Here is a 17,502-nt window from a genome sequence, read left to right as displayed (position 1 = left end):
CTTCTAGCCAGACTAAGACCCAGAGTAACTATTACTCAAATTTTATTAAAGACTGCCTATGTGTCAGTTACGCTGACAATTAGGACGCCGCAGTTGTTGTACGTAAAAAAAACCTTCAAATTAAAGTCAATTTAATTTGAAGGTTTATTTACCTTGCTTATACTTATTAAACTCAATAAATTTTAATAGTTCATCTTTTGGTATACCTGAATCAATTGCTTCTTGAAGGATTTCCATCCATTCAGAATCAATTATTTTTGTTGGATCAATATCATCTTTCAGGAGGCTTTCTGCCGTTGTATTGAAGACGCCTGCAATTTTTTCAAGTACTTGAATCGAAGGATTACTTTGCAAATTCCGTTCAATCGAACTTATGTAAGATTTTGCGATACCAGCACGTTCTGCAAGTTCTGTTAGGGACATTCCATGTTGTAAACGTAGTTTTTTAATTCGTTCTCCAATCATATAAGCTACTCCATATCTTTTTGACTATTACAAAAAGTATATCATAGTGGGGAGTAATTCTCCTAGTTTTGACATGAATCTTTAACGCAATTGTAAAGAAATGAGCGGACTTCGTCAGGACTTATGCCTACTTCAATGCATTCAAGTAGTAGGTCGATCCAATTTAAATCTGTAGAATTGCTTTCTAATTCACTGTACATGGATTATAGCCTCCTAAAAATAAGGTACAAAATACCTAGGTAACCCTGCTATCTTAGTTCGATTAATCGTGGAAATATACAGTAAACTAGTACTTTTTTGCTGTATTCTCAACTAAGACCAGTGGCTTTGCGTCCCAATTTCTCAATTGGTTTGCCTTTTTCTAGAGAGTGTTTTGATATACTTGTTATAATTTTTTTGAACTTTATATAACAATTATATAACGAATTGAATTCATACTTTGTAGGAATTTGTAGTTAAGAAATAATACAATTATATTAATAATGTTTCATTTGTGTTAAGAGCATTAGATAAATCAAGGTGTTTTTTTATAATTGAAATAATGGAAAAAGTTTCAAGGAAATATAATTCGACATTTAAAGAAAAAATGTCGAATTATATATTTCAAATAGTAAAATTTACTAATTTTAAAATAACATTTTTGGTTTGTTATTTAGTTTAGAGTTAGATTAGACAAAGTTTAGAAGTAATCTGTATGGCATGATTTTGGGAGTAATTGAAATAGGAATAAAGTATTAGTTTTTTTATAGTTGATAACTAGTCGGTTAGTAAATTAAAAAACAGAGTAATTAGTTGAAAAATTACTCTATTTTTTTGCAGTTTTATTTTGATCCTCTTAATTTTTTTAATGCATAGCGATAGCTGGATCTGACACTAGATTCGTTCATATTTAGTTCGTCTGCGATTTGGGTAAATTCTTGATTGAAATAAAAGCGTCTAACTAAAATTTGCTTTTGTTGGAGAGAGAGTCCATCAAGTAAGCTCATAAAATCCTCAAGTAGAAATGCATCATCATAATATGTTGCATCTTCAATACACTGATCGACGACAACGTTTCGTTCATCATATTTAACAGCTTTAGATAGCTCGTTAAGTAAATAACCTCTCACAGTGAAAAAAGCATAACTAGAAAAACTCCCTTTTTCGCTTTCATAGTGTTGATACGCTGTCCATAAAGCGATTTGTCCAATTTGATAATATTCATCAAAGTTTTTATAAATATTTAGCTTTTTTATAATTGTTTTAATCATACGAGAATATTGACTTAAACATTCCTCAAATGTACTAGGTTTTACTTTTCCCGAAAAAGGTTGGTATCCTAAGTGTGCATTACAATTTTTCATTCCTTTTGCCTTTCTAAAAAGGCATGCCCTTATATAGATTCCGCGGTGAAGTAACTATATAAAAATAAAAGAAATATGGCATTTATGAAAAGATTAACTATGAAATTAAATAACTAATAAAAACTTTTAGTTTCGATACGAAAACATCAAATATAAAAAGAATGAGCATATAAAAGTTTATCTATTAATGACTATTAAAAAAGTAAAATTTACTAAAATACTAGTTTCACAGACATAGAATTTTCAAAAAATTGGTAAGATTATTCTGATATAATCAATATGTAAAAATTCTATAGGGAGGCATATATGTCAAAGTTAGATTATGTAATTTCATATGAAACGATGCTAATTGAAGCTGCAGACCACCCAGAATATTTAACAAAAATTACTGATAATAACAAAGGTATAATCTATTCAAAACGGCCAATGAAAGCAATTTTAAAAGAATCAGCCCTCTACCATAATCACTCTACTAAAGGCCATCTTGAAGTCGTCAAAAGTAAATACCCAACTATGAAAAAGATTCCTCTTATGATTAATGCCACTTTAACAATTATTATGGTTCCTACATCTTCGCAAAATAACAAATCATGTAAATGGCTAAACTTTATCCAAATCAATAAATATATTAAAGAAAAAAACAAAACGAAAGTACAATTCAGGAATGGGGATGAGAAAATACTACCAGTTTCTTATTACATTTTTGATAAACAAATAAGCAAAGCAACAAAGATCATTAGTTTGTATTTAAGTCAAAAAGTAGAATATAAACTAAAATCTGATGGGGATAAGCTAATGATGATTAAAGAGCTAATAGAAGGATATACAGCTGATGATTAGATAAGAGGGGGAAGGAACAGAATATAAAAAAACAGGTCAAAGGATCTTTTTGGATCGTTTGTCCTGTTTTTTGATTTTATCTTAAATTACTTCCTGGTCTGGCACTCTAATTGACCATTGAGAAAATGCTTGGATTTCAACTAGTTCCTGTGGGAAGATAAATGTCCATGGTTTACTTGTATTTGCTTGAATTGTTAATGGTGGTAGTGTGAATAAACCTTTTGCAATTATTTCGCCTTTTTCATTTAACATTTCTAATGGTAGTAACTCTAGATTTACTGCTGTTGTGGAACCATTTCGAACTAAAATATTTACAGCTAAATTTCCATCATCATTATAGTTAGCGCGTAAAGCATGTAAGCTTACTTCATTTACACGTAATTTAGGTAAAGTATTTACTAGGTTGCTTAATTCAGTGATTTGTTCTTCTGTAAGTCGGCCTTCCCATGTTGGATCTATATCTAATCTATGAATTGTTTTTGACAAGTCAAAGGCTAATTCGAATCCCTTTTCCGGCAAGTCTTCTTTTAGTAAAAACTCTCTTTCAAATACAAAGTGCCATGGGCGACTACTGCAAGGAGGCATGTCCCCAAGTTCTTCTAATTTGAATCCTTTTTTACCTAAAATTTCTCCTTCTTCGCTAATTAATAAAAGGATTGCATCTTCTAAATGAACTGCCTTTTCTAAACTATTTCGAACGAAAGCTGTAACCGTTGCACTGCCATCTTCATTAGCTTCAAGCTCGATTGCAGATAATGACAATTGATTTGGTTTTAAAGGAGCAAGTTCATTATTTAAAAACTGATAAACATATCGTCTTTCATCTTCAATATGCATCAGTGGATGAAATGATATTTTAGGAAAAACATCACTCAGTTCATTCTCTTCAACTTGAACTGCTTGATCAGTAGATGGTTGTTGCAATAAATCACTCGATGAAACTGTTGAATCTTTACCTTTTTGTAATAAACGCTTAATCGATGATAACATTTTGTATTTCTACCCCCTGTGGACAAGATAATTCTTGAAATGTTGAAGCAAGACTTGCTGATAATTCCTGTTGAATAATGCTAAAAGTATGTTCAAACAGAGTAAATCCATCTAATTCATATAATCGAATTGGATCTTCTTGTTGGTACTGTCTTAAGTTTATCCCTTCTATCAAATGTTGTAAATGCTCTAAATGTTCAGACCAATATAAATCTATAGTACTTAATGCGGAATTTTTCAAATTGTTAGTAATTTCTACCTTTTCCTCATCGGCCATCCCGCGTAATACGGTCTTATATTCAATTAGAGCTTCATTTACGTTATCCAATACTTCCCATCTAGTATTGAACTGTATAACATCAATTCGCAGTGGAGGGATAATTTGTTCTAGTGTAGTTTTGGCTTCTAGTCGATTCCAATCTTCAGGGGTACTATTTTCGGGATAAAATTCTTTTAAATATTTATCAACTGTCCCGTCTAAATGGTGGATAAACCACTCTAAATCGTTGGCTAATAATAAATTACTTCGCAACTCATACAATATACGGCGGTGCTCATTTGCAACCCCATCTACTTTAAGCTGCCATTCACGAATAGAAGACTGATATGCTTCACAAAGCTTTTGTGTTGAAGATACGAAGTCATGGATGGAAGATTTTATTACTTTCCCAAATTGGTCAAATTGGAGGTTCTTATATATTTTTTCAAGTTTTTCTGCATTATATCTTACAAATAACTCATCTTCTAATGATAAATAGAATTGAGATGATCCCGCGTCTCCTTGTCGTCCCGCACGACCTCTTAGTTGTAAATCGATGCGCTCACTTTCATGAAGCTCTGTTCCAATTACATGAAGTCCTCCTAGCTCAGTTACACCTTTAGCCAATAAAATATCAGTTCCTCTACCAGCCATATTGGTTGAAATGGTGATCATTCCTCGCTGACCAGCTAAGGCAATCATTTCTGCTTCTTTTTCAACATTTTTTGCATTTAAAAGCTGAAATGGTAATGATTTTTCTTCAAGTACTTTTGCAACAATTTCTGACTGACGAATGGAAGTTGTTCCAATTAGAATAGGTTGGCCTTTTTTATGTCTCACCAAAACATCAGCCAAAACTGCTTTGAGCTTTTGTTCTGTCTTTTCAAATACGATATTTTCATAATCCAAACGGATAAAAGGTTTATTTGTCGGAATGCTAACAACTTCCATGTTATAAACTTGTAGAAATTCCTTCTCTTCAGTTTTTCCGGTCCCAGTCATGCCAGAAAGGATTGGATACATTCGGAAGTAATTTTGTATTGTGACAGAGGCAACAGTTTGATTTTCATCAGTAGTTTCTAAACCTTCTTTTGCTTCAATCGCTTGATGGAGTCCGTTACTTAATGATCGACCTTCCATAATACGACCAGTAAATAAGTCAATTAATTGAATTTCGTCTTCTTGAACAATGTAATCAATATCTCGTTGAAATAATATATTTGCTTTTAAAGCATTATGGACATAGTGGAAAAGGGTCGAATGCTCCAAATCATATAAGTTCTCAATCATAAATGCTTTTTCAATCCTCAAGATACCTGCTTCTGTTAATGTAATTGCTTTAGTTTCTTCGTCAAATAAATAATCTCTTTCTTTAATGAATGTGCTAATAAATCGCGCACAGAGAGAATATAAGTGTAACTGTGCAGCCTTTTTTCCTGCGATAATTAGTGGTGTTTTAGCTTCATCTATTAGAATAGAATCAATTTCATCAATAATTGCATAATGATATGGACGCTGAACTTGTTCAATAGAAGAGACAATCATATTATCCCGTAAATAATCAAAACCGAACTCTGTTCCGATTCCGTAAGTAATATCTGCATTGTACGCAGCTTTTTTATCATCCAAGGTTAGATTGGGAATATTCAAGCCTACTGTAAGACCTAAAAATTCGTGAATTTGACCCATTTGTTTGGCATCACGACGAGCCAAATATTCGTTTACAGTAATAATATGGACGCCTTTTCCCTCAAGCGCATGAGTAAAAGCAGGTAAAGATGAAACTAATGTTTTACCTTCCCCGGTTGGCATTTCAGCAATATTTCCATCTAATAATGCAAGTCCACCGATTAATTGAACATCATAATGACGCATGCCTAGCACTCGCTTTGAAGCTTCACGTACAAGAGCAAAAGCATCTGTTTTAATTTCTTGTATAGTTGTTGTATTGCTGGCAATTTTTTGCTTCAATATATAGGTAAATTCGCGTAGAGTTGCATCTGTTTGGTTTTTAAAGAATGATTCTTTTGAGTTTATCTCTAATACAATCCTTTTGTATTCTTTTAATTTTCGATTGCCAATGATTTTTTGTAAAGTCTGGATCAAAGTACTCCTCCTTAGCTGGTAATTTATTAATTCTATTTAACACTATTAAAAGTTTTGAGCTGCTCGGACTAGCTATAGTGTGGATTTATTGATAACAGTGAAAAGCAGGATTAATTACATAAATATTTTCGACATAAACGGATGTTTTCTTAAATGAAAAAAGAAGTACTGGCTCTCGGCCTTTTAAAATCGTTAGACAAAAAACGTTCAAAAATAGTAAAACACCTTGATATATAAGGGATATGCATAAAAATGACATTTGAATTTGTGATGTTTGTAACAAATTAGACCTATTTGAAGAAAAAATGTCTATTTCGCTGTTGTATACTAGCGTTGTAAAAAAAACTAGAAAAAAAAGCTAATTTACCCAAAATTTAACAAGTTTTGAATAAGGGTAATTAATCATCTTAGTTTGACAGCAAAGAGAGCAAGTTACTACTTTTTATTCTAGAAAATAAGCTTAGGGAGGACCTCTGGAATGGCATTAAACAAAAATAAAAAAATAATTACTTCTGCTTTAACGGCTGCAATGGTAGCATCAGCCGTAGCTCCTGTTGCTGCCGCTGCTCAAACTGTAGTTCAAACTGCGGAGAAAGCTGTAAAAGCATATGAAGCTGTTAATGTAACAAACCCTACAAACGCAAAAGCAGCAGAAACAAAAGAAAAGGCTGCAAGAGCTGCAGTTGCAAAATTAACTTCTTCAAAGTATAAGTCTACAAAAACTAAATTATTAAACCGTATTGCTAACAAGAAAAAAGCGAATCAAGCTGTTGTAACAAAATACAATGCTGCAGTAGCTGCTGTAAAAAAATATGAAAGCTATAATGTAAAAAATCCTACGGATGCTAATAAATCAGTAGCGATAAAGAAATCAGCTGTAAGTGCAGTTGCGCAGTTACGTGATTCAAGTAAAAAAGTTTCATTAACAGCTTCCATTAATAAAAAGGAAAAAGACATCCAAAGTGTTGTAACAAAATACAATGCAGCTGTTGCAGCCGTGAAAAAATATGAAAGTTTTAATGTAACGAACCCAACTGATGCAAATAAATCAGCTTCGGTAAAAAAATCTGCAGAAACTGCAGTAGCACAGTTGAAAGATTTAAGTAAAAAAGCTTCATTAATTACTTCTATTGATAAGAAAGCTAAAGAGATTCAAGATGTAGTAAATAAATATAACGCAGCAACTGAAGCTGTTGTAGAGTATGAAGCATTAACTTCTGATGATGCTGATAAATTAAAAGCTGCTAAAGATGCAGTTTCAAGTCTAAAAGATAAAGAGTACAAGGAAAAATTAGAAAATCGAATTTTAGTTCAACAAGCCAAGTTAGCTATTCCTACAATTTTGACAGCGAATGCAATTAACGCTTCACAAATTGAAATTAAGTTCAATAAAGCTGTAGACTCATCTGCGATTTTTGACTCAAATGGGAATCTATTTTCAGGAGTTGTAACGGTAAATAGCCTTGACTATATTGCTGCAGGGACGCTTACAGGTGAACTTAGTACAGATGGGAAAACATTAACTGTCACATCTTCATCAAAACTAGATAAACGTTATGATGTCATTATTGATAAAGTTAAATCTACTGATAAAGTAGATTTTGCTAAAAAGACATTCACGATTACAGTTTCTGATCAAATTCGTCCTACTTTTGTTGGGTTAACATATTTACCTAACGGAAATGCGACATTTACATTTAGTGAACCAATCAATGCAACGACTTCAGAAATTGCGACTGCGTTATCTGTAGCTGGTCCTACAAGTTTTGCAGTTTATGCTGGTGACATTACCTTATCAGCAAATAAAAAATCATTCTCAGTGACACTTCCAGCTTTAATGAATAAAGACCAAAACTATACGTTTACAATCACTGGACTTAAAGACTTTGCAGGAAACTTATTAACACCAAATCCAATTCCTGTAACGGTCGTTAAAAAGGATGTAGATACGGTAAAACCAACAGTAACATCTGTTGCTTCAGCTGGCGTTGGCAAAATTGCTGTCACTTTCTCTGAAGAAGTAAATACTACTGGTGCTACATTAACTGTAAATGGAGTATCAGCTGGAATATCAACTTCAATTGATTCAAGTAAAAAAGTCGTAACATTTAGTTCTTCAAGTTTAACTGCTGGTGTGCAAAGCCTAGTAATTGGTGGGGTTAAAGACCTTGCAGGAAATACGATGGATGCAGTGACAAAGGTAGTAGAAATTACTACTGATCGAAATGCACCACTATACGTAAGCCAAAGTATCAAAAATGTAAGTGGACAGCAGTATCTTGTATTAAATTACAATGAAGATGTAACGGTGGATACTACAAAATCAATTACAGGTACTTATGTAGGTTCAGATTATATTACAAGAGCTATTCCAGCATTAGCTGGCGGTTCTAATTTAATTAATGGAGCAGACGGTAAATCAATTGAAGTAAAATTACCAGCATTAACTGGCGACTTTACACTAAACTTACCGGTAGGTTTTGCATTAGATACAGCTACTAATTCGTCAGCTGCTAGAGTTGTAACATTCAAACTTGGAACAGCGGTTGATACGACAAAACCAGTAGTGTCTAATTTTAACCAAACAAATAACAAAATTCTTGTTAGCTTTGATCGTGAAGTTTCACCTGCGACTGCGTTAAATCTTTCAAATTATGCTGTAGAAGGCATTTCTTCACCATTTGAAGGAACTGCAATTTTTAAAGGTGATGCTAAAACCGTTGAGTTAACTTTAAGAACGGATGCTATTACTACTACTGGAGATCGAATCTTTACTGTTAAAAATGTAGCTACTGGTGCGGGAGCAGTAATGGATGCGGATGTTAAGGCACGTAGCTTTAAAGAGACGGTTCGTCCAACAGTAGTCGCAGCAAGAGTAATTGATTCAACTCATATTGAAGTAACATTTATTGAAGCAATTAAAGATGGTGGTAATGTAGGAGCAGATTTAGAAGTTTTCCAAGGTAATAGTACAACGCCTTTGGCTGAGGCTACTGAGACAATTTCAGGGAATAAGTTAACAATTGCGCTTGCGTCTCCACTTTCTACATTAAGTGGGCTTCAGGTTAAAGCACAAAGTACAATTGACATTGTTGATCTTAATAATAATGCTGTAAACTTTAATAGCATTGCAGTTCAATAGTATTTCAATTTACGATAATACGTTTATTAGGAGAAAGGCTCTACTGAGAAAATCTCAGTGGGGTTTTTCCTTTTTTTTTAGTATAAATGACAACGGTGAAGAAAATCGACGCAGTTTCCAACATTTGGGAATAAGTGGAACTACACTTCTATTTTCGTCGACTGGCTGGTTTTCTATATTTTTAAGTGAAAATAACTATAAAATTTCAAAATATGACAACGTACTTACTTCCTATTCTATATAATCTTAGTAGTTTCATATAAATAGTCTACTAAGATATGAGGGAGAGGGCTTAATTGAAGACAAGGATCGGTGTAATCTTTTCTGCTGCAATTCTATTAGCTGGTATATTTAGTTCACCATCGTTGAAACATAAGGACTCTGAACAGAAACTAAAGTTATTAAAATCTAATGAAGTAATTGCTGCTACAAATCAACAGATTAGTGACCAAGCACTTCAAAAAACTGCAACAAATCAACTAAATAAATGGGAACCATTGCAACTGAACCCACTCACTAGCAGTAAAAATTTATCTTATGGTTTCAGTAATAACACAAAAGTTTTTACTAAGCCTTTTCCGGAGCAGTATCAAGCTGTTAATGGAATACTTAGCTTTCGAGGTGGACCGTTCCGAAATAATGCTTCAATGGGAATGACGGTAGTTTCAAAACAAAAGTTAGTAAAAGGCTGGTCTTTTCAAACATCGTCCTCATCTGGGTGGGGTGGGGGATCAGGATGGACGGGTCAACCTAGTGTAATAGAATGGAAGCCACAAGAACAAAAAATTATGAACTTATATTCTCAATATAAAACAAAGAAAAACTTTAAAGAAGTAGTTTACGGTTCCTTAGATGGAAGGGTTTATTTTTTAGACTTGGCAACAGGAAAGCAAACGAGAAAGCCAATAAATATTCAAAATCCAATTAAAGGCAGTGTAGCTCTAGACCCACGAGGCTATCCCCTTTTATATGTAGGTCAAGGCATTCCTCAAACTGGAAAAATAGGAATGAGAATCTTTAGTTTAATTGATGGTTCTCAATTGGCATTTATTCCGGGAATTGATTCATACTCATACCGAGGGTGGGGCGCTTTTGATGGCTCTGCATTATTTAATCGAAATGACGATGCAATGCTAGTTGGAGGAGAAAACGGATTAGTTTATTTCATAAAACTAAATACAAAATATGATCCAAAGGCTAAAAAGATAAAAATTTCACCAGCGATTTCAAAATATCGTTATAAACTTAAAAATAATTCTTATCAAGGTATTGAAAATTCAGTAGCGGTATTTAAAAATATAGCTTATTTTGCTGATAATGGTGGTGGCATCCAAGCGTTAGATATAATAAAGAAAAAACCTATATGGGCAAATAATGCTTATGATGATACTGATGCTTCAATTGTTATTGAGAATTCTAATGGTACTCCGTTTTTATATACTGGTTCTGAAATCGATAAGCAAGGTACAAAAGGCTACGCCCGTTTGCAAAAGTTAAATGGTTTGACCGGAAAAGTAGTTTGGGAGAAAAAGATACCAGGTTATTCAATAAAGGGTAATCACCCCGTTAACGGTGGATTACTTGCAACTCCAATTGTTGGAACTGGATCATTAAAAGGGCAAGTAATTTTTAATATTTCAAGATATAAAACAATTAGTGGTGGGCTTCTAATTAGTTATGATACCGCTACGGGTAAAGAGAAATGGCGTCTAGAATTACCAAACTACGGATGGTCATCAACAGTAGCAGTATATACAAAGGATAAAAAGGCCTATTTAATTCAAGGTGACTCGGTTGGAAACTTGTACTTAATCAATGGTATTGGAAAAATTGTAAATAAGGTTAATTTAGGTGCCAATATTGAAGCATCACCAATTGTAGTCGGACAACAAGTCATTGTTGGAACAAGAGGCGGTAAATATATTAGTGTAAATATACAATAACTATAGTAGAATTTTATTATCCCTAATTCCATTTGAGGAGCTAGGGGTTTTTTAATTGGATAATAATATAATTTTTAAGGGCTTAAATTCAATACCTTAATTTAACGGTCTTTTCAATTGTATTAATTACATATTAAACTTCTATTAAAATAATTGGTTTTTAGCAAATAGGTTAGATAATATGATGAACCTACTATTTTATACTGTATTAGAGGAGTGAAAAGGTTTGGCTTATGAGACGGAAAACAAAGTTGAAAGTCGATCAGAACATCGAAAAGTTAAAAATAACGAAAAAAAGGTAGATGGAAATAATCGTTATTTTCCATTAATGTTTCTAATAGCTGGAGTGCTAGTAATCGTAGCCACAGCAATTTTTTATGTTTATCCGAAAATAATGAATGAAGGAAATATGCATCCGAATAATGAAGCTACAAAAGCTGTAGCCAATAAAGAGACGAAAAAAGTTACAAAGAAAGAAAAGAAAACTGAAACAAAATCTGTGGATGTTGCTAAAAAAACTGCTTCTAAAAAAACTGCTGCTAAAAAAACAAACGCAGCTAAAGATGAGAATAAATTAAAAGGTTATATTATTCCAGATAGCAATCTTAGAAAATTAACAAATGAAGATTTAAGTAAATTAACTTCAAGTGAGTTACGATTAGCGAGAAATGAAATTTATGCAAGACATGGTTTTGTATTTCAATCGAGTGACTTGACGATTTATTTCACTTCAAAATCATGGTATAGTCCTAATCCAGCATATAATGGTGCTCTAAGTGATGTGGAAAAGTATAATTTAAATTTAATTAAATCGAAAGAATAGTTATAGATTTGTTTGAGCGAAAACTAATTTCTTGGCTATAACTCTAAATTAATACAATATTCTTATGGGGTGGATTAAAGAATGGCAGGACCAAAGGGAAAATCACTAAAGATTTTCCAGGCAGTTTTTGTCTATTCTTTTAATCCATCCCTTTTTACTCTTTTTCCTCCTTGTGAAGTTTCAAAAGGTAGAGTACCTCCCCCTTTAGTTTCAACAATATAAAATAAAGCGTTTCTTTCGGTTAATGACCTCAAAATGAAAGCCTCAATGTCTGATTGCTATAAGTTTATTAAGTAAATATGATGATTGTAAGGATAAATAAAGCAAGTTAGTTTAATCTAAGATTGGAACTGTCATAAAAATTTCTTTTTACCGAGTAAATAAAAAATAGTATGATAGAATTTAGTTTATTTATTTTCTAAAATAGTACGACAATTTAAAAAATCAAAAGCCAAAAACATATAAAATGAAAGTTTAAGGGGAAGTTAACAATAAATGAAAACTCAATTGAGGGAAAAAAATTCTTTATCAAGAGCAGGTATACGATCAATGAGAAACAAACGAATACCTAATATTAAAAGAAAATGGCTGTTTATTTTATTACCCATTATCGCTATAGTAATTACACATTTGACTTTTAGTTACTTAAATTCACCTAACAGATTAGTAAAGTCTTTTGAAAAAGCAGTGTCTGATAATAACTATAAAGAAGTTACTCATTTGTTACAAAAAGGTGGTACTACAGCATCTTTGGATGAAGATTCAGTGATTGCATTTATGGATTACATGAATAGCACTGATTTAGTAGATGAAGTCGGTGATATGGTACAGAAAAATAAAGTAATTAACAGCCAATTAGTAGATGATCGTGGTAATCACGTGATTTCAATTAAAAAAGGTAGTAAATTTTTAGGCATTTACCAAACGTATTCAATAAAAGTCGAACCATTTGAATTAGAGGTTTCTTCACCCATAGATGAAGTCGAGTTAAAGTTAGTTAATCAAGATTCAAAGTTGAAAATAGGTCAATACGAAAAAACATATCGTAATATTTTACCTGGAAAATATACATTAGCTGTTTCTTATAAAGGTTCATATAGTGATGTCAAGGATTCGGTCGATCTAGATTTTTCAGCCGCTACCAAGAATAAATTGACTCAAGAATTAACTTTTAATGTTAGTTATGTGCAAATTTATTCAAATGAACCAGATGCTGAATTATTTGTAAATGGAAAAGATACAGGGGAAAAAATTAGTGATTTAGAACAAGTTGGTCCGTTTTTATTAAATGGTCAAACGGTCGTTCACGCTGAAGTTGAAAAGGATGGCAAAGTATATAAAACTGATGATATCCCGGTAACCGGTAAATTTGTAGATTTACTGTTCGATACGTCAATTGAAAATCCTGATCAGACAGATGAAAAGGATGGTTTCTTTGCAGGTCTTAAACGGTTCTTTGACAAATACTTACCAAGTCCAAAGCCTTCATCTGACTTAGAAGAAATACAATTAATCAACGGATTATTTAATCAAAATGGCCAAGCCTTTTTAGAATCAAAGGAATACCAAGATAAAATTAAGAAGAAGGATACTACTCAAAAGCTTGTTAGCTTTGCAATGAAAAATTCAAAACAAGATGATTCAGGCATGATCATTACGACAAATGAAACATATGAGATAACAGATAAACATGGTGAAGCTAAAAAGAAATCTTTCGAAATTACTTATCATTTCTCAAGGGAAAATGATGAGTTAAAAATGGACAGTATCGTAAAAATAAAAGAAATAAAGTAGGTAATTTTGAAAGAGTCCAAAACTAACCTGGACTCTCAGACTGTTGACAAACGCTCGCTTTCTTCGTTGCTTCACCTGTCTGCGGTGCTCATTACCGTCTAGGGTAACTCCGCTCCTCACCAGGCTTCGCGCCTCGAAAGACAAGCGCTTGCAATCAGTCTGAAATCAAGTTTTTTGTATCTTGTCTAGATATTGAAAAAGAGTCCAAAACTAACCTGGACTCTTTTTTGATATGTTAAATTGTTTAGGTGAAAATTTGCTTTATCAGTTCATATTTACTCACTTTAAGTAGTAGTTAGATACGAAAATTATTAAGCTTTGATTATAAAAATTATTTCTTTTTTCACATTTTAATGTCAAATATATGTAGTTTTATGACATTGCTTTTTTAAATATGAATATTCGATATAATGGATTAAGGCAGAAATGTTAGGAGGTAATGAAAAAGAATAGAAATGTTGAAATTTATTAAAAGACTTCTTTTATTTACACTTCTTATGGCAGTTGTAGGTTTATTTGCCATATATCGCTACTATTTCCAGGGCGTTTTGAAGTATGAATCTCAAGTTTATACCGAATTGAAGACCGCTAATCTAGAAGAATACACTCCCCTACTTCTAGGACTAATGATGCAGGAAACAAAGGGGAAGGGTAAAGATCCAATGCAGGCTTCAGAATCACTTGGACTTGCTAAGGATAGTATTCAAGATACATCGAAGAGTGTTCAACAAGGAGTAGCTCATTTTAAAGACGTATATTCCTACGGTAAGAAGCAAGGTGTTGATTTAGCCACTATAATTCAAAGTTATAATATGGGGATTGCTTATATTAACTTTGTAAAAATGCATGGTGGTAAACATACTAAGCAACTTGCTAAAACTTACTCTCTATCGATGGTGGATACGAATCCCGAGCTTTATACATGTAACAATAATAAGAAAAATTTTAGATATCCATATTGTTATGGTGATTTCACATATAGTGAAAAGGTAATGAAGAAAGCAAAGTATTTCGAGATTTTAGTGCCACTAAAACATAATATAGTAGGAAATCCATAGTCCATAAAGAAGAGATAAATTTCTTCTTTATGGACTTTTTAACTTTTTTTTTAGAAATGTGTCAATTCAATTACAAAATAGTTTTCGTTTCGATAAAACAAAACAATTTCCTATTATTACCGATATAATTCTTGTAAAAACAATTCAAATTTTTACATTTTTTGACTTATAATTAAGTTTAGTGTTTCTTTTTTGTTAAATTTTTTTGAAATTATTACTTTTATTTTACTAGATTAAGAAACTTATAATGTTATTTAATGGAAAAAGTGGAGAGGGAAGTTAGCTAAATGAAAAAAATGGGAAGAGCAATTTTGGTATCAACGGGTATTTTAGTTGGAACCACCAGTATTTCCTGCCCTAATATTGGCATGGAAGTATCAAAAGCGAGTGCAGCAGTCGTAAATATTAAAACGAAATATCAAACAACTGCAAATCTTAATTTGAGACAGGGTGCAGGTACAACTTATAAAACACTTTTGACGATTCCAAAAGGAAAAATAATTACAGCTACACAAAGAAATGGTAATTGGTACAAAGTGACTTATAGCTCAAAAACTGGCTGGGTAAGTGGTACTTATTTAAAAGAATATTATAAATACAATGCTCAAAGTACTGCCTATTATTTTACAAATAAAACTACCAAGCTATATCCAACAGCTGATACAAAAAAGGCAGCAGTATACACTGTAGTTGCTAACAATGGATTTAGCAGTACTCAAAACGTAGTTAACAGTGTCGGTAAAACTTGGTTCCGCGTCAGTTATAATGGTAAAACATTATATGTAAATAGTGCAGATGTTACAAAAAGCGTAGTTGCCACGTTTGCTCAAACAAAATATAAGGCAATTAAGAGTACAAGTTTGTATCAAACATATGGTATTTCATCTAAAGTTTTAACAAGTATTCCAAGTGGTACGATCATTTCATCAACTAAGCGAATTGGTAATTGGTATTACGTTACTCTTAATGGAAAAACGGGTTATGTTTACATTAATAATTTTTCAAAGGTCAATGAGATAAAATACGAAACGACAAGTACTGCATATTATTTTACAAAATCGGTTACGAATTTATACGCAACTCCAGATCCTGCAAAACCTGTAGTTGCAACAGTAAATGGAGACAATGGTTTTGCTTCGACTCAAAAAGCAACAGATGTAGCAGGCAAGATATGGTACCGAGTTAATTACAATGGACAAAACCTTTACGTTAAGAGCGAAGATGTAACTGCAAGTAGCTTCACGACATTTACTGCAACGAATTATAAAGCGCTTAACTCAACTTATCTGTTTGAATCATTCGGCGATGCTTCTAAACAAGTTACTCAAATACCAAAGGATACAGTTATTTCAATAAATAAAAAAATTGGCAATTGGTATAGTGTAACTTATAACGGTACGCCTGGATATGTAAAAGTAACTGATTTTGGTAAATATGAGACCCCTTTAGTTGATGATACTAATAAAGTAACAGTGACTGATATAACGGATACGACTTATATTACGACATCGGATTTGAATTTACGCCAAACGTATGATGCTTCATCTTCATTGCTTACGGTTGTACCGGTTAACATCGTTTTAATCGCAACTGATAAAGCGTCAAACAATTGGTACAAGGTTAGCTATAATGGTAAAACAGGATACGTCTCTGGTTCATATATCGAGCAAGTAAAAACAGGAGACCCGATGACATCAAGAGATAGCTATCAATTTATCGATCTGCGTACACCATCGCCTGTCACAGCAGCACAAATCAATAATTATGTTGCTAGTAATGTGAAAAGTGGTGCTAAAAGTATTCTGACTGGACAAGGGCAGCTATTTGTAGATGCTGGAAAAAAATATGGTGTAAATGCACTTTATTTAGCAGCTCATGCTATACATGAAAGTGGTTTTGGTACTTCTCAAATTTCATTAGGAAAAAATAATCTATTTGGTTTTGGTTCATATGATATAACTCCATTCGTGGCATCATATAAATTTATGAGTGTACAAGAAAATGTTGAGTATATTGCACGATCAATTAAATCAACATACTTAAATCCAACTAACTGGAAATATAATGGACCGTATCTTGGTTTTAGTACGAAAGATATGAGTAATAAAAGAATTGATGCGGCAAGTGAAGGGATGAATTTCTATTATGCAACTGATCCAAACTGGGGTAAATTGATTGCACAGCATATGCAAAAAATACTTCCGTTTGATAAAGCATACTATGATAAAGCTCAGCCAAATACTGTGATTCCTGGTAACCCACCTACTCCGGTTGGAAGCGATGTATTCCCAGTTAATATCCAAGCAGTTGCAAAAGGAAACATCGATCTATACAATGCAAAGGGAGATGCGACTAAAGTAAAATCAATTACTGCAGGAACAGCTTTCCTTTTACTTGAAAAAACAAATGATTATTGGGTGAAATTATCGATAGATGGAAACGTTTATTGGACAAGCAGTATCAAGTTTAATACTTATACTCAAACCTTATCTGTTAAAAATTTAGGGAGAATAACAGGTGATGTAAACATTCGCTCATCTGCAACAACAGCCGAAAACAATATAATTGCGGTATTACCCCTTAATAAATACGTAAGTATCGTTACAAATACTGATGGAACTTTAACAATGGATAGCACAAAAAAATGGTATAAAATCCAATTAGAAAACGGTAGCTATGGTTGGGTTTCTTCAAGTTATGTGAAACAAGAATTAAAATAATCAGAAGTGGCTTAGTTTT

The 17,502-nt window shown here is 32.6% G+C and carries 12 protein-coding genes and 1 riboswitch; of the genes, 7 read left to right on the top strand and 5 right to left on the bottom strand.

Translation table 11 applies throughout. The annotated features are described in order from the left end of the window. Positions 1-144: 144 nt before the first annotated feature. The 3 genes from CN601_RS20150 to CN601_RS20145 all read right to left on the bottom strand — a co-directional run bounded on the left by CN601_RS20150 (position 145) and on the right by CN601_RS20145 (position 1,808). Positions 145-465: a helix-turn-helix domain-containing protein gene (locus CN601_RS20150; RefSeq protein WP_098118843.1), complete on the bottom strand. Its 321-nt coding sequence runs from the start codon at positions 463-465 to the stop codon at positions 145-147. A 62-nt stretch (positions 466-527) separates the two neighbouring features. Beyond that, positions 528-665: an anti-repressor SinI family protein gene (locus tag CN601_RS27040; RefSeq protein WP_172446378.1), complete on the bottom strand. Its 138-nt coding sequence runs from the start codon at positions 663-665 to the stop codon at positions 528-530. Between the two features lie 35 nt (positions 666-700). Continuing rightward, positions 701-831: riboswitch (cyclic di-GMP riboswitch) on the bottom strand. 455 nt (positions 832-1,286) lie between these two features. Beyond that, the gene (locus CN601_RS20145) at positions 1,287-1,808 is read right to left on the bottom strand and encodes a sigma-70 family RNA polymerase sigma factor (RefSeq protein WP_098172116.1); all 522 of its coding nucleotides are present in this window, start codon (positions 1,806-1,808) and stop codon (positions 1,287-1,289) included. A 306-nt stretch (positions 1,809-2,114) separates the two neighbouring features. On the opposite strand from CN601_RS20145, the gene CN601_RS20140 reads away from it, so the two are divergent. Further along, positions 2,115-2,648 (top strand): competence protein ComK, encoded by a 534-nt coding sequence (locus CN601_RS20140; protein ID WP_098118841.1) that lies wholly within the window; start codon positions 2,115-2,117, stop codon positions 2,646-2,648. Positions 2,649-2,729: 81 nt separating this feature from the next. Here the strand turns inward: CN601_RS20140 and CN601_RS20135 are convergent, their stop codons facing one another. After that, positions 2,730-3,638 carry an accessory Sec system S-layer assembly protein gene (locus CN601_RS20135; RefSeq protein WP_098118840.1) on the bottom strand — a complete coding sequence of 303 codons (909 nt, stop codon included), beginning with the start codon at positions 3,636-3,638 and terminating at the stop codon, positions 2,730-2,732. Then, positions 3,622-6,003 carry an accessory Sec system translocase SecA2 gene (secA2, locus tag CN601_RS20130; protein WP_098172115.1) on the bottom strand — a complete coding sequence of 794 codons (2,382 nt, stop codon included), beginning with the start codon at positions 6,001-6,003 and terminating at the stop codon, positions 3,622-3,624. The genes CN601_RS20135 and secA2 overlap by 17 nt, the downstream gene beginning before the upstream one ends. A 478-nt stretch (positions 6,004-6,481) precedes the next feature. Between secA2 and CN601_RS20125 the strand changes: the two genes are divergently transcribed. From CN601_RS20125 to CN601_RS20100, 6 genes are all read left to right on the top strand, one after another. Continuing rightward, positions 6,482-9,145 carry an Ig-like domain-containing domain gene (locus tag CN601_RS20125; RefSeq protein WP_098172114.1) on the top strand — a complete coding sequence of 888 codons (2,664 nt, stop codon included), beginning with the start codon at positions 6,482-6,484 and terminating at the stop codon, positions 9,143-9,145. A 296-nt stretch (positions 9,146-9,441) separates the two neighbouring features. Then, complete coding sequence (locus CN601_RS20120; RefSeq protein WP_098172113.1) at positions 9,442-11,088, top strand: outer membrane protein assembly factor BamB family protein; 1,647 nt, start codon at positions 9,442-9,444, stop codon at positions 11,086-11,088. 226 nt (positions 11,089-11,314) lie between these two features. Further along, entirely contained in the window at positions 11,315-11,911 is a 597-nt protein-coding gene (locus CN601_RS20115) for a YARHG domain-containing protein (RefSeq protein WP_257131762.1), read from the top strand. Between the two features lie 549 nt (positions 11,912-12,460). Continuing rightward, positions 12,461-13,705, top strand: coding sequence for a TcaA 3rd/4th domain-containing protein (locus CN601_RS20110; RefSeq protein WP_179865625.1), 1,245 nt, complete (start codon positions 12,461-12,463; stop codon positions 13,703-13,705). 455 nt (positions 13,706-14,160) lie between these two features. After that, positions 14,161-14,763 carry a lysozyme family protein gene (locus CN601_RS20105; protein ID WP_098118835.1) on the top strand — a complete coding sequence of 201 codons (603 nt, stop codon included), beginning with the start codon at positions 14,161-14,163 and terminating at the stop codon, positions 14,761-14,763. Between the two features lie 287 nt (positions 14,764-15,050). Next, positions 15,051-17,483, top strand: a complete 2,433-nt coding sequence (locus tag CN601_RS20100; RefSeq protein WP_098172112.1) for an SH3 domain-containing protein — start codon at positions 15,051-15,053, stop codon at positions 17,481-17,483. Positions 17,484-17,502: the final 19 nt, after the last annotated feature.

Source organism: Bacillus sp. AFS017336, from assembly GCF_002555445.1.
In the GTDB taxonomy this organism is placed as follows: Bacteria; Bacillota; Bacilli; order Bacillales; family Bacillaceae_G; genus Gottfriedia.
Note: the sequence above shows the minus strand (reverse complement) of the source record. Positions and strands in the feature narration are given on the sequence as shown.